The following is an 18,055-nucleotide window of genomic DNA, read 5'->3' on the forward strand; positions in this document are numbered from 1 at the left end:
GAAACTGAAATTTTATGACAAAACAATTGTAATTTATGGCTAAGAATGTTAACTTTGTAAGGTAAGTATTGAAATTTGTAAATGAGTAATATTGAAGATATTGTAGATTCTTTAGAAAACAAGATTAGTAAAATATTACACAAACTTGAGCTTTTACAACGTGCTAATTTGAAATTAAATGAAGAATTAGAGATTTCAAAGCAAGAAAATTTAACACAACAAAAGCATATTGCTAGTTGGGAAGAAAAGTACGAAGCGCTTAAAATGGCAAATACAATACTTGGTAGTGACGAAAATAAAAGAGAAACTAAGCTTAAAATAAACGCATTAATTAGAGATATTGATCATTGTATTGCTCAACTCGCTGATTAAAGTTAATTACATTCAATGTCCGAAAAGCTTAAAATAAAGCTGTCTATAGCTAACCGAGTATATCCTTTAACGATTGATGCAAGTCAAGAGGAAGGATTGCGAAAAGCGGCTAAGAACATTGAAGTGATGATAAAACAATTTGAGCAAAGTTATTCTGTTCGAGATAAACAAGATGTTTTGGCTATGTGTGCCTTACAATTTGCATCTCAAGTAGAGCAGAAGTCTATAGATAAAGCAACTGTAAGTGAGCATGTAGAAGAAAAACTAAATGCTTTAAACGATTTATTACAATCGCAAATATAGTCTCTAATACGTTCTTTAAAATAAACTAAAAGTTACTGCCTACATTGGTTATTTTTTTTGATAAACTCAACGTTAATTCTTTAAAAAGGGTGAGTTTAAGTTGTAAAAGCAAGCTGCTAGTACCAAATTTATTTTTGGTTACTCGAGCAGATCCTTGATCAGCTTGTTAGCCCTAAACTTGTTTTTAAGGAGTTTATACAAAACTTTATACTGGTGTAGGCTTTTTTATATACCAATTTGACTGAAATGATTAAATAGTCAAAAGGGCATTTTATATTATAATCAACTAAATTAACGATGGATAACTCAATTATATTTGCAGTAGGTGGTGTTATATTAGGGCTAATAATTGGCTTTGTAATAGCAAAAACACTAGAAAAAAATAATGCTTCAAAACTTGTAAAAGAAGCGAAAAAAAATGCGGCTTTAATACTCAAAGAAGCAAACAGCGAAGGTGAAAGCCTTAAAAAAGATAAAATTCTTCAGGCTAAAGAAAAATTTATCGAACTAAAATCTGAGCATGAAAAGGTCATTTTAGCACGCGATAAAAAAATGGCTGAATCTGAAAAAAGAACACGCGATAAAGAGTCGCAAGCGTCTAGCGAATTAGCTAAAAGTAAAAAGCATAACGAAAGTCTTGAAAGTAAAATTAATGACTACAACCATAGGCTTGATGTTTTAGATAAAAAGCAGGAAGAGGTAGATAGGTTACATAAAAGCCAAGTACAGCAATTAGAGGTTATATCAAGCCTTTCTGCAGAAGAAGCTAAAGAGCAATTAGTAGAATCTTTAAAAGGTGAAGCTAAAAATGATGCTATGGCTTTTATACAAAGCTCTTTAGAAGAAGCTAAACTTACAGCAGAACAAGATGCTAAGAAAATTATAATAAACACCATACAGCGTATTGGAACAGAAGAAGCGGTAGATAACTGTGTGTCTGTTTTTAATATTGAATCTGATGATGTTAAAGGACGTATTATTGGTCGAGAAGGTCGTAATATTAGAGCTATTGAAGCAGCAACAGGTGTTGAGATTATTGTAGATGATACTCCTGAAGCAATCATTTTATCATGTTTTGATTCTGTACGAAGAGAAGTAGCACGTTTATCATTACACAAATTAGTTACCGATGGTAGAATTCACCCTGCTAGAATTGAAGAGATTGTTAAGAAAACTCAAAAGCAAATCGAGCAGGAAATTATAGAAGTTGGTAAGCGTACTGTTATAGACTTAGGTATTCATAATTTAAATCCTGAGTTAATTAAAATGGTTGGTAGAATGAAATACCGTTCGTCTTACGGCCAAAACTTGTTGCAACACTCGCGTGAAGTGGCTAAGCTTTGTGGGGTAATGGCAGCAGAATTAGGTTTAAATCCTAAAATGGCTAAAAGAGCAGGTTTATTACATGATATAGGAAAAGTGCCAGATGCAGAAGCAGATATGGAAACTCCACACGCTATTTTAGGTATGCAATGGGCTGAGAAGTTTGGTGAAAAACCAGATGTTTGTAATGCTATTGGAGCACACCACGACGAAATAGAAATGAAATCGTTATTAGCACCTATTGTTCAAGTTTGTGATGCTATTTCGGGAGCAAGACCAGGAGCAAGACGTCAAGTTTTAGATAGTTATATACAGCGTTTAAAAGATTTAGAAGATATTGCTTTTGGATTTAATGGTGTTAAAAAAGCTTACGCAATTCAGGCGGGTAGAGAACTACGTGTTATTGTTGAAAGCGAAAAAGTAGACGATCAAAAAGCGGCAGATTTATCATTTAGTATTTCTCAAAAAGTACAAACTGATATGACGTATCCAGGTCAAGTTAAAGTAACTGTCATTAGAGAAACAAGAGCAGTTAATATTGCTAAGTAAAAAGAAAATTAAGATTATTTAATATATAAAAAAGTCCAGTTTTAAACTGGACTTTTTTTGTTTGGTATAGTTACCGTAAACGTAGTGCCTACATTAAGAGTGCTTTCAACGGTTATTTTGCCGCCATAAGTCTCTATTTGGTTTTTTATCAAGTATAAACCAACACCTTCCGAATCTTTATTGTTATGAAATGTTTTGTACAAGCCAAAAATAGAATCGCCATATTTTTCTAAATCAATTCCAATACCGTTATCAGAAACAATAACTTGGAGTTTTTCGTCTTTAATAATCGTGCTAACAGTAGCTACGGGATCTCTATCTGGATGTTTGTATTTTATAGCATTAGTAAGTAGGTTTTGTATAATGCTCTCTAAGTATATCGCATTATAATAAATAAATAGCTTAGGGTTTATATTGTTGTTAATAGTAGCCTTGTTTTCTGTAATAACAAGGTTTAACATGTTTAGTATTTTATCTGTCTCTTCGGCTAAATAGAGTTTTTTAAATGCCGTAGGTTTATGGTTTTGTATCGATACAATTTCATGCAAGTTACTAATGGTTTTAGTAAGCGAAGCAGATAAGCTTTTAAGATATTGTAATAGGTCTTCTTTTTCCTTTTCAGACTTAGATTCTTCATGAAATTTTAATAAACTCTCAAAATTACTAGCATGTTGTTTTAAATTATGAGTAACAATATGCGCAAAGTTTTTAAGTCTATTATTTTGTTTACTAACAAGGTTTAACGTGTTCGATATTTTAATTTCATTTTCAATAAGGTTGGTAATATCTATATGTGTACCTAAAAAACGAATAGGTGTACCGTTATCATCCCATTTTATAATTTTGCCTTTGTCTAATATCCATTTGTAAGTACCGTCTTTACATTTTACGCGGTGTTCATTAATGTAAATAGGTTTTAGGCCTTCTAAATGGTCTTGGTAGTCTTTATAATATTTATCTCTGTCGTCGGGGTGAACGCGTTTATTCCAATCATTAACATTGGATCCAAAGGTAGTGTCATTCTCAAAACCAATAATTCTTTTAGAAGATTCAGAGAAGTATACTTTATTAATGGTGGCATCAAACTCCCAAACACCAATATTGGTAATGTCTACCGCTAATTCCCATTTTGAATTTTCTTGTCCAACATTGTTAAGGGGAATATCAGTCTTATCCAACTTCAATAATCCTCTAACTTTGTTAAATATTGGCATATATAAAAGTTGTTATTATGTTAGTTTAATAAGATCTAGGGGATTGGTTTTTATAAATTTACAAATAATTAGCTGGAAATAAAAGAAATAGATGTAGTAGAGTTCTCTTTTTTTTACTTTCTATTAGTTTCTAGGGTGGTATTTCTCAACCACCTCGCTTAAATGACTTTTATCTAAATGCACATAGATTTCAGTGGTAGTAATACTTTCGTGTCCTAGCATAAGCTGAATAGAGCGTAAATCGGCATTGTTTTGTAATAGATGTGTGGCAAAAGAATGTCTAAAAGTATGTGGCGAAATATTTTTTTCTAACCCAATTTTCACCGCTAATTGTTTAATTATGGTAAAAATCATAGCGCGCGTTAACTGTTTACCTCGTCTGTTTAAAAATAAGGTATCCTCGTGCCCCGGTTTAATGTTTAAATGAACCCGAATACTAGTCCTATAAATATTTATATATTTTTTGGTAACATCTATAATAGGGACAAAACGCTGCTTGTCTCCTTTACCGGTAACTTTTATAAAGCCTTCATCAAAAAATAGGTCTGATATTTTTAGGTTTATTAACTCGCTAACGCGTAAGCCACAACCATATAAGGTTTCTAACATGGCTCTATTACGTTCGCCTTCAGGCTTACTTAAATCAATAGCTTTTATTATTGTATCTATTTCGGCTTCCGATAGGGTGTCTGGTAGTTTCCTTCCTATTTTGGGAGATTCAATTAATTCTAACGGATTGTCTTTTCGGTAATCTTCAAATACTAAATAATTAAAAAAACTGCGCAGGCCAGATATTATTCTAGATTGCGATCTAGCATTAACAATTTTAGCAATCTCATAAATAAATTGTTGAATAAGCTCTACGGTAATATTAACAGGCGTATGGTTTATATTATTAGCTTCTACAAAGTTTATTAGCTTCGTAACGTCCAAGGCATAATTATCGATAGAATTTTGCGATAACCCGCGTTCTATCTTTAAATATAGTTGGTAATCGTTTAAAGCATGTTTCCATTTCATAGTTGTAAAAGTAACTATTTATAGGTACAATGTGTAGTTTTTTTATGCAATGCGGTTAAATTATTAGCTAGAATTGTTAATAAGTTGAATTTTAAAACCCTTAAATACAGTGTTTTACTAAATATTGTTGACAAAATTGTTAATAACATTGATGTATTTGTAGTATTTTTCAAAAATTTAGCTTTAATTTGCTGTAATCAAACTAAAAACATTTTAAATTATGAAAAAATTATTTTTATGCGCTGCTATTGCAGTATTCGGATTAACAAGCGTTAGTGCTCAAAACTTTGGTTTAAAAGCAGGTGCTGATTTTGCTTCTATGAAGTTTAAAGCTGAAGGAGCAAGTGTTTCCACTTCAGAAACTGGCTTTTATATTGGTGCTTTTGCTGATATTGATGTTTCAGAATCATTTGTATTTCAACCTAGTGTTATGTATGTTTCTATTGATGAATTAGATCAAATCGCTATTCCTCTTATGGCTAAAATTCCTGTTTCGGAGGAGTTTAGTGTTTTAGCTGGTCCTAGTTTAGGGATTTTGCTTGATACAGGAGAAGGTGTAAAGTCGTTAAATTTTGGTGTTGAAGCTGGAGCTGCCTACGACATTTCTGAGCAGTTTTTTGTTGAAGCTAGATATAGTTTAGGTTTAGCTAACTTAATTGAAGATGCTCCAAGTGGGTATTCTTCTAAATTAAGTGGATTTTTCGTTGGCGTAGGTTATAAGCTATAAATTTAAGTATTTAATAAAAAAAAGGGAAGTTAATAGCTTCCCTTTTTTTTTATGCAATAAACTGAAATAAAAGCACTTAAAAGATAAAATAAATAGTACTTGGTTTTTAGTAAAAACATCCTTAAAAGCGCTTGTTTAATCGATGAAATGCATTATATTTTAACATTTTATAGACTTCTACTACAGTTCTAAAAATTAGATTTGCCACCGAAATTATTCAAACAATCAAACTTAAACAATTATGAAAAAATTATTAATTATTGCTGCGGTTGCAGTATTCGGATTATCAAATGTAAATGCTCAAGATGATGCAAAAGCTTATGGATTTAATGAAGGTGATGTCTTTTTAGAAGGTAACATCGGATTTAGTAGTACTAATGACAAAAACTTTGATGAAAAAACAAACAGTTTTACAATTGCTCCTAAAGTTGGTTTCTTTTTAAATGAAGATTTAGCTATTGGAGGTCAATTAACTTTTAATTCATTTAAAGAAGAAGTTTCAGGAACTGATACTGTTGATAACTCTACATTTGGTGCTGGAGTGTTTGCTCGTTACTACTTTTTAGATTTAGGACAACGTTTTAAAACATTTACTGAGTTTGGTATTACTTATGCTACTAGTGATAATAAAATTAGCGACTTTAAAGTTAACGCTATTGGTGCTAGTTTAGACTTAGGTATTAACTATTTTGTAACAGAAAAAATTGCTTTAACTTTTGGTTTAAGAAACGTATTAGGTTTCACATCTACAAAGGTAGATGCTGATGGTGCAAAAGCAGATTCTAATTTTAACTTAGGTTTTGGAGATGTTGCTAATCCATTTGGAGGTAATACTTCTTTTGGTTTACTATTCAAATTATAATAAATAAATCAAATAATAGTAAAAAAAACCGAAGTTAATAGCTTCGGTTTTTTTATGCTCATTTTTTAAATATCTTTACTACATGAAAAAACTAATCATAATAAACGGTCCTAATTTAAATTTATTAGGTAAGAGAGAACCTAATATTTACGGAAGTTTGTCTTTTACAGAGTTTTTAGAAGAAGTGAAAGGTAAATACCCGGACGTCTCTATTGATTATTTTCAATCGAATATAGAGGGCGAATTAATAGATAAATTGCATGAAGTCGGTTTTAATTTTGATGGTATTATTTTAAACGCAGCGGCTTATACACATACTTCTATTGGTATTGGCGATGCTATTAAAGCTATTGAAACGCCCGTTGTAGAAGTGCATATTTCAAATACGTTTAATCGCGAGGAGTTTAGGCATCAATCTTTTATTTCGCCTAATGCTAAGGGTGTTATTCTTGGCTTTGGCTTACAAAGTTACGAGTTGGCTATTCAGAGCTTTTAGAATAAGGATGTAATTAGCTTCCTTGAAAGGTGAGAAACGCTAAATAAAAACCATATAAAAAATGCGATTCAGTTTTGAATCGCATTTTTTATTATAAAATTTTTAAGATAAATTTAAATAATATAGTTTAGGTTTGTGTAGTATTAAATTTACAATTCTGTGCTATGAGAGGAATCTTAATTATTTTATGGATAATCTGTCCTTGTTTTTGCAATGTTAATGGGCAGGAAAGTGATACTATAAAGGAAGCGTCGTTTAACATTAGTAATGAGGTTAATATTAATAACGAAGTCTTACCCTTCGCTACCTACTTTTCAGAATATAATATAAGTAAAAACTGGATTTTAAGAGCTGAAAACGTGCAAACTAACTTTGGTGGTTTTAGTATAAATTATATGGTAAAAGATTTTCCTTTACTGGCAAAATATAGCATTAGTAATAAGTTTCATGTTTTGTTTGGGCCAACATTAAATTTATTACTCGTAAACGGAACGTTAGAAGAGGTAAGCTCGTCGGGAACCTTAGGTGTACAATACGAGTTTAACGAATCGTTTTTAATGGAGGCGAGGTTTAATTATAACTTAGAAAGTGAGAATTCTTTTAAAACCAGTCTGCCAACTACTAATTCGATTTTAAAGTTGGGTGCTAAATATAAATTCTAAAAAAAATGCGATTCAGTTTTGAATCGCATTTTTTATATCGTTTAAACGTTTATAGTCTTATAAATGTATTACTTCGTCATAAGCAGCTGCAACAGCTTCCATTACCGCTTCACTCATTGTAGGGTGAGGGTGAATAGTTTTTAATACCTCGTGACCTGTAGTTTCAAGTTTACGTCCTAAAACAGCTTCAGCAATCATATCGGTAACACCAGCACCAATCATGTGGCAACCTAACCATTCGCCATATTTGGCATCAAAAATAACTTTTACAAAGCCTTCTTTATTTCCACCAGCACTTGCTTTACCAGAAGCAGAGAATGGGAATTTACCAACTTTAATATCTAAACCCTTATCCTTTGCTTGCTTTTCGGTTAATCCAACCGATGCAATTTCAGGAGAACAATATGTACAACCTGGTATGTTTCCGTAGTCTATAGCTTCAACATGCATTCCTGCAAGTTTTTCCACACATAGTATCCCTTCCGCGGAAGCGACATGAGCTAAAGCTTGACCAGGAGTAACATCTCCAATAGCATAATAACCAGGAATGTTAGTTTGGTAAAAATCGTTAACAATAATTTTATCTCTATCAACAACAATACCTACATCTTCTAAACCAATGTTTTCAATATTAGATTTAATACCAACGGCACTTAAAATAATATCTGCTTCAAGTACTTCTTCACCTTTACTTGTTTTTACAGTAGCTTTAACACCTTTTCCAGAAGTATCAACGGATGTTACTTCGGCCGATGTCATTATATTTATTCCAGATTTTGTAAACGAACGCTCTAATTGCTTAGACACATCATCATCCTCAACAGGAACAATTTTTGGTAAATATTCAACTATAGTAACTTCTGTACCAATAGAGTTATAAAAATATGCAAACTCAACACCAATAGCACCAGATCCAACCACAATCATTTTCTTTGGTTGTTTCTTTAAAGTCATGGCTTGTCTGTAACCAATTACCTTTTCGCCATCTTGTGGTAAACTAGGTAACTCACGAGAACGTGCACCAGTTGCAATTATTATGTTATCGGCGCTATATTCTGTACCATCAACTTCAACTTTTTTAGCTGGTTTTAGTGTACCGTAACCTTCAATAACATCAATTTTATTCTTCTTCATTAAAAACTGAACACCTTTGCTCATACCATCTGCAACCCCACGGCTACGTTTTACAACAGCATCAAAATCATGTTCTGCATCTTTTACTTTTAAACCATAGTCCTCAGCATGCTTTAGGTATTCAAAAACCTGAGCCGATTTTAATAAAGCTTTTGTTGGAATACAACCCCAGTTTAAGCATACGCCACCAAGATTTTCTTTTTCAACAATAGCGGTTTTAAAACCTAATTGTGATGCTCTAATAGCTGTTACATAACCACCAGGACCACTTCCAAGAACAATAATATCGTATTTACTCATTTGTTAAAAAGTTTAGAATGCGAATTTACGAAATCGATTTTTAAAAAAGAATAGACAGCTTATTAAATCCTAAAAAAATATTAAGTAATATCCATTATGTAACTGTTGTTTTGTAACCTCATAATAAGGAATAGAATCTGTGCTTGTTTTATTACCTTTGCGTTGCAAGTTTTTATTTATGAACATACCTAGAACGAGTTTTCCTCGCATTGTAATTATTGGCGGCGGTTTTGCAGGCGTTGCCTTAGCAAAAAAATTATCCAAACAAGAAGTGCAAGTTGTACTTTTAGATAAAAATAACTATCACACCTTTCAGCCTCTACTATATCAAGTATCTACAGGTGGTTTAGAGCCAGACTCTATTGCTTACCCTATTCGTAAAATTTTAAAAGACTTTCCAAATTTCTATTTCCGTTTGGCTATTGTAGAGGAGATAGATACTCAAAAAAGCAAGGTAAAAACCAATATAGGTAACTTAAAGTTCGATTATTTAGTCGTGGCTTCGGGCTCTACAACAAACTTTTTTGGTAATACCGAAATTGAAAAACACAGTATGGCCATGAAAACCATACCGCAGTCTTTAGATTTAAGAAGTTTAATTCTCGAAAATTTTGAAGATGCTCTTTTAACCTCAGATTTAAACGAGCGTAACGCTTTAATGAATTTTGTAATTGTAGGTGGCGGACCAACAGGCGTAGAGCTAGCTGGTGCATTGGCCGAAATTAAAAAAGGCATCCTACCAAAAGACTACCCAGACCTAGATACGCGTTTAGCACAAATTCATATTATACAATCTAGTAATTGTATATTAAAAGGTATGAGTGCGCAGGCCTCGGAACAAGCAGAGGAATTTTTAGAAAAACTAGGTGTTAATGTATGGAAAAACGTTAGAGTAACCAATTACGATGGTAAAACGGTTACCACAAATACCGATTTAACCTTCGAAACCGCCACTCTAGTTTGGGCGGCAGGCGTAAAAGGAGCCACCATAAAAGGTTTAGATGCACAAGATCTTGTTAGCCGTGGCAACAGGCTTTTGGTAAACGAGTTTAACCAAGTAAAAGGCTATAACCACATATTTGCTATTGGAGATATTGCCTGCTTGGTAAGTGACGAGTTTCCGCATGGTTTCCCTATGATGGCGCAACCTGCCATACAACAAGGCGACCAATTAGGCGATAATATTTTAAAACTTATTGAAAACCAACCTATGGAGCCCTTTAGCTATACCGACAAAGGTGCTATGGCAACCATTGGCCGAAATAAAGCCGTAGTCGATTTAAAACGATGGAAATTTCAAGGTGTTTTCGCTTGGTATGTTTGGATGTTCGTGCACCTGTTTTTCCTAATAGGGTTCAGAAACCGAATGGTGGTGTTTGTAAACTGGGTGTATAATTATGTCCGTTTCGATAGGGAAGCCCGATTAATAATTCGTCCCTTTAAAAACAAACATAAAGTATAATAACCTTTGGCCGATTCCCGAAGAAAAATCGGGTCAAGCTTTACTCATCGGTTTATATTTTTATTATATGAAATCGTGACTATAAATATTTAAGCAGTCGCTTTTTTGTGTTGCATATCTGCATGTAGGCAGACAGGGGTGTAACAACACAAAAAGAGCTTCAGTAATGGCCTCAATTCTTATTGGGGGCATACTTAGTAAATAATGGTTTAAAGATTTAGTTTTTCACGCCTTTTTACAGATGAGTTTTATCAAAAGAAAAAAGACCTACAAGGTTTTTAAAACCTCGCAGGTCAGGTAAACTTCTTAAATAATGCTAAGACTCCAGATCTTCACAAGACAAAATACTTGCATCTTTTTTTTATGAATTAAAGCTTATAACCATAACGAAACAAACTGCATACTGCGACTTATTTAAAGATCATCAGTAAAATGTCTGCGTTCCTTATCATTATTAAACTTGTCCTTATTATACTCTGCAGAATCACTTTTTGGAATAGATAACGATTTCCATTCCTTTCCTTTTAAAAGTTTGCCTAAAAAAACAATTTGTCCTACGTGGTAAGCATAATGGGCTAGTTGTCTATTAATGGCCTCGGTAACAGTGTGACCTCCGTTTCTAATGTAAATAATACGTTCTAAATCTTCGGGTTTTAAATCTTTAATAACTTTAAATAAACAAAACCATCCGCTTTCCCAAGCAGCTATTACAGCTTCTTCCGAAATGAAGTCACTAACAAATTCATCATCCCTGTTTCGCCAGCTTTTTTCGCCGTCTTCAGTTAAAAAATTGGTCCATCTGCTTCGCATGTTGCCAGCCATATGTTTAGCAAGTATTGCAATACTGTTGGCATCTTCATCACTTTGCCAAAGCATGTCATCAAAACTTAGCTGTTTAAACGTTTTATCGCCTAAACTTTTATAATATTCAAACTGTTTAATTACACTTTCTAAATAACTTTCCATATAATAAAGGTAAAGCGTCAATTTTTAAATAGCAAGCTTTTAATACACTTCAATAATTTTTTGAAAATTAGATAGCAATTTATTTCCTTTTAGTTATTAGGAATAAACTTTAGCGACACGCCATTTATACAATGACGCATACCTGTGGTGCGCTTTGGTCCATCATTAAAAACATGTCCTAAATGACCGCCACATGTGGCACAATGCTCTTCGGTTCTGGCATAACCCAAATCGTAATCTGTAGAAAAACTAACATTACCTTTTATTTCTCTATCAAAACTTGGCCAACCTGTACCAGAATCAAATTTATCGGCACTCTTAAATAAAGGTGTGTCGCATCCTTTACAAACATAAACACCATCAACTTCGTTTTTGTTTAACGGACTTGAAAAAGCACGTTCCGTTCTTGCTTGTCGTAATACATGAAATTCTTTAGCGCTTAATTGCGCTTTCCACTCAGTTTCTGTTTTGGTTATTTTATAAGTCTCTTCTGTGGTATTTGTTTTTTTTTGTGCTGCAGAGTTGCAATTAAAAAATAAAACTAAGGCAAAAGCAATTATTAACTTGTTCATATATTCAATTTTTTTATAATGTTTAAGTCGAAATATTTTTCAAAACATAACAGAATTAAATTTACGTTTTTTTAATATGTGACAAAATTATAATTTAAGTGTCCAATTAAAATAACCATGCATTTTTTATGTATTTTTAAGACTTGAAATTAAACCATCGAATTATGAAAATGAAATACACCCTTTACTTAATAGCCTTATCGGCTTTAGTATATTCTTGTGCTACGAATCCCTTTACAGGAAAGAAAACTATGGCATTAGTGCCTAACTCTCAGTTATTTCCAACTGCTTTTGCTCAATATGGTCAATTTTTGAATGAAAACAATGTAATTACTGGAACTAAAGATTCCGAAATGATTACAAGAGTAGGGCAACGTATAGCAGTTGCTGCTGAACGTTGGTTGAATGCAAATGGTAATGAAGGGTATTTAAATGATTATAAATGGGAGTATAATTTAGTAGACGATGCTACTGTAAATGCATGGTGTATGCCAGGTGGTAAAATTGTGTTTTATACTGGAATATTACCAATAGCAGAAAATGAAGCTGGTGTAGCGGCTATTATGGGGCATGAGGTAGCTCACGCTTTAGCTAACCACGGACAACAACGAATGAGTGCTGGGTATTTACAACAAGGTATTGCTGTTGCGGGAAATATTGCAATTAAAGATGAGAATGCAAGAAATGCTTTTAATCAATATTATGGTATTGGATCGCAATTAGGTGTTATGTTACCTTTTAGTAGAAGTCATGAAACAGAATCTGATCAAATCGGAATTTATTTAATGGCTATTGCAGGTTATAACCCAGATGAAGCTGCCGAATTATGGAAACGTATGAAAGCTAATAGCGGAGGAGAAGCGCCTGCAGAGTTTATGAGTACGCACCCATCCAACGATACAAGAATTGCTAATCTTACTAAATGGGCACCAAACGCAAAAGCCGAGGCAAAGAAATTTGGTGTTACTACATTTAGAAATTAGTATTTATGATATAAATAAAATATTTGCTTATTTTCGAAGCTGCTCATAAAAGGGCAGCTTTTTTATTATGGCATTTTTAGAGAAAGGAAGTAAAAAGTTATTAAATGCATGGGCCTTTTACGATTGGGCAAATTCTGTGTATACATTAACAATTGCTTCGTCCATTTTTCCTATTTTTTACTCGGCATTGTTTGTTAAAAGTACTTCGGAAGTTAAAACGGTATTGGCTTTTGGTTTCGAGTTTAAAAGTACAGCTCTAATAACTTTTGTTACCGCATTTACTTTTTTGGTTGTTGCTTTTACTTCACCAATTCTATCTGGTATTGCTGATTATGTTGGAAATAAAAAGAATTTTTTGAAATTTTTCTGTTATGTAGGTAGTATTGGTTGCATTGGTTTATATTGGTTTGATATTACTCAAGATAAGATTCATTTAAGTTTGCTGTTTTATTTTATGGGGTTAATAGGATATTGGGGAAGCTTAGTGTTTTATAATTCGTATTTGCCAGATATAGCATTTCCAGAGCAACAAGATAGTATTAGTGCCAAAGGATTTTCGTTAGGATATTTAGGTAGTGTACTGTTGCTTGTTTTAAATTTAGCCATGGTTATGTTCCCATCTTCTTTTTTTATTGCCGATAAAATTTCAGAAAACGGAGAAATAATTGAATCCGCAGCTCAAGTAGGTATGCGTTATTCATTTGTGCTTGTTGGCTTATGGTGGCTTGGTTTTAGTCAATATAGTTTTTACTGGTTGCCAAAAGGAACTTCTAGCGGACATAAAGTCACTGGAGCTATTATATTTAATGGCTTTAAAGAATTGCGTTTAGTGTGGAAAGATTTAAATGAAAATTTAAGATTAAAACGCTATTTGCATGCCTTTTTCGTGTTTAGTATGGCTGTACAAACCATTATGTTGGTAGCTGTTTATTTTGGAGAAGAAGAAATTTTATGGGGAGATGATGATGCTAAAACATTTGGATTAATAGGTAGTATTTTAATTATACAGCTTGTTGCCATTTTAGGGGCGTTTTTAACTTCTCTTGCTTCATCAAAATTCGGGAATATTAAAACGCTAATTGTAGTTAATATTACATGGATGGGATTGTGTTTTTATGCTTATACCATGCATACGCCAACGGAGTTTTATATTGCTGCTAGCTTGGTAGGTTTAGTAATGGGCGGGATACAAGCTTTAGCGCGTTCAACCTATTCTAAGTTTTTACCAGAAACGGAAGATACCACTTCATATTTTAGTTTTTATGATGTTGCCGAAAAAATAGGGATTGTGATAGGTATGGTGATTTTTGCATTTATAGATCAAATAACAGGAAGCATGCGAAACGGGATTTTGTTTCTATTCGTTTTCTTTTTAGCTGGCATTATTTTACTTTTTAGAGTACCTAACGAGCGTTTTAAATAAACATTTTAAAATGAAAACCCAAGAAGTAAAAAATAAATTTAAAATTTTTGATTTGCCAAAGCTTATAGTTAGGGCAAGTAAATCTTGGTTTAATAGTGGTCCTTTTGAGAGAAGTGCTGTGGTAGCATATTACGCCATTTTATCTTTACCCGCATTAATGGTAATTATAGTAAATCTAGTAGGTGCTATTTGGGGTAAGGAGATAGTTCAAGGAGAATTATTGTCTCAAATTTCCAAAGCATTAGGAGCTCAGACTGCTGAATCAATAAGGCTTATGATGGTTGATAGAGGAGAAACGTCAACATCTATTTTTACTACTTTAATTGGGGTTGGAACTTTAATTTATGGTTCCACGGGTGTGTTTTTTCAAATTCAGAATGTTTTAGATAAAATATGGAAAGCGAAACCAAGGTTTAAAAATGGATTAATTGAGACCGTTTTTGGTAGGATTAAAAGCTTTGGTTTTATTCTTGTTATTGGCTTTTTGCTTTTAATTAGTTTTGTACTAACGTCTACTTTAAGTGCTTTTGGTGAAAATTTAAAACATTATATATCTCTAGATTTTGTTGACTATGTTTATTATCTGGATGTGATTCTGTCCTTAATCATGATTTACGTGCTTTTTGCAACTATGTTTAAAATACTTCCGAATGCTAGAATACCTTGGCGAGCTGTTCGTATTGGAGCAGCATTAACATCAGTTTTGTTCGTTTTAGGGAAATATCTTTTAGCTCTGTATTTTAGCGAAATGGAACCTGGGTCTACTTATGGGGCAGCGGGAGCAATTATTTTGATTATGTTGTGGGTGTCGTATTCTAGTTTAATTTTGTTTTACGGGGCTCATTTTACTAAAATTTATTCAGAAAAGTATTTACAAGAAGAGCCAGAGCAAATTATTCCTTAACATTAAATAGATTTGCTACATAGCGGCTTTTAGGGCTTCTCGGTTCAATATATAATTATAAGATTATAGTTTTTACGAATATTAATTCTATTTATAAAGTATAAAAAAAGCCCGGATTTATCCATTCGAGCTTTTTTAATGTTTGTTTTTAATATTATGATTCAGCTGGTTTTTCAGCTTTTTCAATTGATATTACAAGTTCGTCAGAATCGTTGTTTAAATCAATCTTAATATTATCGCCATCTTGTAGATTTGATGCTACAATTTCTTCAGCTAACGCATCTTCAACATATTTTTGAATCGCTCTTTTAAGCGGTCTAGCGCCATATTGCTTATCGAAACCTTTTTCTGCTATGTAATCTTTAGCGGCTTCAGTAAGGGTTAGTAGGTAGCCCAATCCTTTAATTCTGAATAATAATTTTTCAAGTTCAATATCAATAATTTTATTAATATCTTCTTTTTCTAAAGCATTAAATACAACAACATCGTCAATTCTATTTAAGAATTCTGGTGCAAACGATTTTTTAAGGGCATTTTCAATTACGCTTCTAGCATTGGCGTCTTCTTGTGCTTTTTGAGACGCTGTACCAAAACCAATTCCGGTACCAAAGTCTTTTAATTTACGAGCACCAATGTTAGACGTCATAATGATGATAGTGTTTCTAAAATCAATTTTTCTGCCTAAACTATCTGTTAAATAGCCATCGTCAAGCACTTGAAGCAACATGTTAAATACATCTGGGTGTGCTTTTTCTATTTCATCTAAAAGAATAACCGCGTAAGGTTTTCTTCTAACTTTCTCAGTTAATTGTCCGCCTTCTTCATAGCCTACGTATCCTGGAGGTGCTCCAATTAATCTAGAAATAGCGAATTTTTCCATGTATTCACTCATGTCAATTCTAACTAGAGAATCTTCACTATCAAATAATTCGCGAGATAGTACTTTTGCTAATTGGGTTTTTCCAACGCCTGTTTGTCCTAAAAATATAAACGAACCAATTGGCTTGTTAGGGTCTTTAAGTCCAGCTCTGTTACGTTGAATAGCCTTAACGACCTTGGCAACCGCATCATCTTGACCAATTACTTTTCCTTTTATAAGGTTAGGTAGTTCTGCTAATTTGTTAATTTCGGTTTGCGCAATTCTGTTAACAGGTACACCTGTCATCATAGAAACTACATCGGCTACATTGTCTTCTGTAACAACTTCTCTATGCTGTTTGGTGTCTTCTTCCCATTTTTCTTGAGCGATTGCTAAATCTTTTTCAATGCGTTTTTCATCATCTCTAAGTTTTGCCGCCTCTTCGTATTTTTGTTTTCTAACAACAGCATTTTTTAATTCCTTGATATCTTCAAGTTGTTTTTCAAACTCAATAATTTGCTTAGGAACTTCAATGTTTGTTATGTGTACGCGCGACCCCGCTTCATCTAAAGCATCAATAGCTTTGTCTGGTAAAAAGCGTTCAGTCATATACCTATTTGTTAATTTTACACAAGCTTCAATAGCTTCAGGTGTATAATCTACATTATGATGTTCTTCGTATTTGCCTTTAATGTTGTTAAGAATCTCGATAGTTTCTTCAACCGTAGTTGGTTCTACAATAACCTTTTGGAAACGACGCTCTAAAGCACCATCTTTCTCGATATATTGTCTGTACTCATCTAAAGTTGTAGCACCAATACATTGTATTTCGCCTCTTGCTAAAGCTGGCTTAAACATGTTTGAAGCATCTAAACTCCCAGTGGCTCCTCCAGCACCAACAATGGTGTGTATTTCGTCAATAAACAAAATAACATCATCATTTTTTTCAAGCTCGTTCATTACGGCTTTCATGCGCTCTTCAAATTGTCCTCTGTATTTTGTTCCAGCAACTAAACTTGCCAAATCTAGAGTTACAACACGTTTATTAAATAATATACGCGATACTTTACGCTTAACAATTCTAAGTGCTAAACCTTCTGCTATGGCAGATTTACCAACTCCCGGTTCACCAATTAAAAGTGGGTTATTTTTCTTTCTTCTACTTAAAACTTGAGACACACGTTGTATTTCCTTTTCTCTACCTACAACAGGGTCAAGTTTGCCTTCTTCAGCCATCGCTGTTAAATCACGTCCAAAATTATCTAAAACAGGAGTTTTTGACTTTTTATTCGTCTTACCTGTTGGAGCATTAAAAATGTTATCCTTGGTAGATTCTTCTTCTGGTGCATTGTCGTCATCTTGAAATTCAGACTTAGGCTCTATATAGTCGTTGTCGTTTGTAATCATAAGTTTAAATTGTTCTTTAACATTATCGTAATCTACTTTTAGCTTGTTTAAAAGCTTGGTAGTGGGGTCGTTTTCGTTTCTTAAAATACAAAGTAATAAATGCGCCGTATTAATAGAGGTGCTTTGAAATAATTTAGCTTCTAAAAACGTAGTTTTTAGCGCTCGTTCTGCTTGCCTTGTAAGATGTAGATTCTTTTTTTGATTAGAAGCTATTATGATATTAGGGTTCGCAGGACTTAATATTTCAACTTTTCGTCTTAAATGATTTAAATCTATATCTAAAGCATTTAAAATATTTATTGCTTTTCCGTCGCCATCGCGCAAAAGACCAAGCATAAGGTGTTCGGTGCCAATAAAATCATGACCTAAACGCAATGCTTCTTCTTTGCTGTACGCAATTACATTTTTTACTCTTGGGGAAAAATTATCATCCATAAATCGTGTCCTTTCTGCTTTAAAAATAGTAAAACATTTTAACTAAAGTCAAAAACTATACCTAAAAATGTGTTAATACTAA

17 protein-coding genes and 1 other RNA gene are annotated in these 18,055 nt (G+C 33.0%); 12 read left to right on the forward strand and 6 right to left on the reverse strand.

Going from position 1 to position 18,055, the window contains the following annotated elements:
• The first annotated feature begins 81 nt into the window (after positions 1-81).
• The 4 genes from AAFN75_RS13330 to rny all read left to right on the forward strand — a co-directional run bounded on the left by AAFN75_RS13330 (position 82) and on the right by rny (position 2,547).
• Complete coding sequence (locus AAFN75_RS13330) at positions 82-372, forward strand: hypothetical protein (protein ID WP_411806787.1); 291 nt, start codon at positions 82-84, stop codon at positions 370-372.
• Between the two features lie 15 nt (positions 373-387).
• On the forward strand, positions 388-675 hold the full coding sequence (locus tag AAFN75_RS13335; RefSeq protein WP_411806788.1) for a cell division protein ZapA: 288 nt from the start codon (positions 388-390) through the stop codon (positions 673-675).
• A gap of 64 nt (positions 676-739) precedes the next feature.
• Positions 740-870: non-coding RNA, 6S RNA (gene ssrS, locus AAFN75_RS13340), on the forward strand.
• A 102-nt stretch (positions 871-972) separates the two neighbouring features.
• The gene (rny, locus tag AAFN75_RS13345; protein ID WP_411806789.1) at positions 973-2,547 is read left to right on the forward strand and encodes a ribonuclease Y; all 1,575 of its coding nucleotides are present in this window, start codon (positions 973-975) and stop codon (positions 2,545-2,547) included.
• 41 nt (positions 2,548-2,588) lie between these two features.
• Here rny and AAFN75_RS13350 read toward each other — a convergent pair whose 3' ends face one another.
• Positions 2,589-3,761, reverse strand: coding sequence for a sensor histidine kinase (locus AAFN75_RS13350; RefSeq protein ID WP_411806790.1), 1,173 nt, complete (start codon positions 3,759-3,761; stop codon positions 2,589-2,591).
• A 123-nt stretch (positions 3,762-3,884) separates the two neighbouring features.
• Complete coding sequence (xerD, locus tag AAFN75_RS13355; protein ID WP_411806791.1) at positions 3,885-4,781, reverse strand: site-specific tyrosine recombinase XerD; 897 nt, start codon at positions 4,779-4,781, stop codon at positions 3,885-3,887.
• A gap of 220 nt (positions 4,782-5,001) precedes the next feature.
• On the opposite strand from xerD, the gene AAFN75_RS13360 reads away from it, so the two are divergent.
• From AAFN75_RS13360 to AAFN75_RS13375, 4 genes are all read left to right on the forward strand, one after another.
• Complete coding sequence (locus tag AAFN75_RS13360) at positions 5,002-5,508, forward strand: porin family protein (protein WP_144117131.1); 507 nt, start codon at positions 5,002-5,004, stop codon at positions 5,506-5,508.
• 241 nt (positions 5,509-5,749) lie between these two features.
• Complete coding sequence (locus AAFN75_RS13365) at positions 5,750-6,370, forward strand: outer membrane beta-barrel protein (RefSeq protein WP_411806792.1); 621 nt, start codon at positions 5,750-5,752, stop codon at positions 6,368-6,370.
• Positions 6,371-6,452: 82 nt separating this feature from the next.
• Positions 6,453-6,866 carry a type II 3-dehydroquinate dehydratase gene (aroQ, locus tag AAFN75_RS13370; RefSeq protein WP_144117133.1) on the forward strand — a complete coding sequence of 138 codons (414 nt, stop codon included), beginning with the start codon at positions 6,453-6,455 and terminating at the stop codon, positions 6,864-6,866.
• 164 nt (positions 6,867-7,030) lie between these two features.
• On the forward strand, positions 7,031-7,528 hold the full coding sequence (locus AAFN75_RS13375) for a hypothetical protein (protein WP_411806793.1): 498 nt from the start codon (positions 7,031-7,033) through the stop codon (positions 7,526-7,528).
• Between the two features lie 57 nt (positions 7,529-7,585).
• On the opposite strand, the gene lpdA is transcribed toward AAFN75_RS13375, so the two are convergent.
• Positions 7,586-8,962, reverse strand: a complete 1,377-nt coding sequence (gene lpdA, locus AAFN75_RS13380; RefSeq protein ID WP_411806794.1) for a dihydrolipoyl dehydrogenase — start codon at positions 8,960-8,962, stop codon at positions 7,586-7,588.
• Between the two features lie 178 nt (positions 8,963-9,140).
• Here lpdA and AAFN75_RS13385 point away from each other — a divergent pair, with 178 nt between their 5' ends.
• Entirely contained in the window at positions 9,141-10,424 is a 1,284-nt protein-coding gene (locus AAFN75_RS13385; RefSeq protein WP_411806795.1) for an NAD(P)/FAD-dependent oxidoreductase, read from the forward strand.
• 414 nt (positions 10,425-10,838) lie between these two features.
• Here the strand turns inward: AAFN75_RS13385 and AAFN75_RS13390 are convergent, their stop codons facing one another.
• Positions 10,839-11,390: a DUF1572 family protein gene (locus AAFN75_RS13390; RefSeq protein ID WP_411806796.1), complete on the reverse strand. Its 552-nt coding sequence runs from the start codon at positions 11,388-11,390 to the stop codon at positions 10,839-10,841.
• An 89-nt stretch (positions 11,391-11,479) separates the two neighbouring features.
• Positions 11,480-11,962, reverse strand: a complete 483-nt coding sequence (gene msrB / locus AAFN75_RS13395) for a peptide-methionine (R)-S-oxide reductase MsrB (RefSeq protein WP_411806797.1) — start codon at positions 11,960-11,962, stop codon at positions 11,480-11,482.
• Positions 11,963-12,126: 164 nt separating this feature from the next.
• Between msrB and AAFN75_RS13400 the strand changes: the two genes are divergently transcribed.
• From AAFN75_RS13400 to AAFN75_RS13410, 3 genes are all read left to right on the forward strand, one after another.
• Positions 12,127-12,945, forward strand: a complete 819-nt coding sequence (locus AAFN75_RS13400) for a M48 family metallopeptidase (protein ID WP_411806798.1) — start codon at positions 12,127-12,129, stop codon at positions 12,943-12,945.
• A 67-nt stretch (positions 12,946-13,012) separates the two neighbouring features.
• Positions 13,013-14,368, forward strand: coding sequence for an MFS transporter (locus tag AAFN75_RS13405; protein ID WP_411806799.1), 1,356 nt, complete (start codon positions 13,013-13,015; stop codon positions 14,366-14,368).
• 10 nt (positions 14,369-14,378) lie between these two features.
• Positions 14,379-15,272: a YihY/virulence factor BrkB family protein gene (locus tag AAFN75_RS13410; RefSeq protein WP_411806801.1), complete on the forward strand. Its 894-nt coding sequence runs from the start codon at positions 14,379-14,381 to the stop codon at positions 15,270-15,272.
• A gap of 154 nt (positions 15,273-15,426) precedes the next feature.
• Here AAFN75_RS13410 and AAFN75_RS13415 read toward each other — a convergent pair whose 3' ends face one another.
• Complete coding sequence (locus AAFN75_RS13415; RefSeq protein WP_411806802.1) at positions 15,427-17,973, reverse strand: ATP-dependent Clp protease ATP-binding subunit; 2,547 nt, start codon at positions 17,971-17,973, stop codon at positions 15,427-15,429.
• Between the last annotated feature and the right edge of the window lie 82 nt (positions 17,974-18,055).

Origin of the sequence: Algibacter sp. AS12 (genome assembly GCF_046736315.1) — a bacterium.
Taxonomy (GTDB): Bacteria; Bacteroidota; Bacteroidia; order Flavobacteriales; family Flavobacteriaceae; genus Algibacter_B; species Algibacter_B amylolyticus.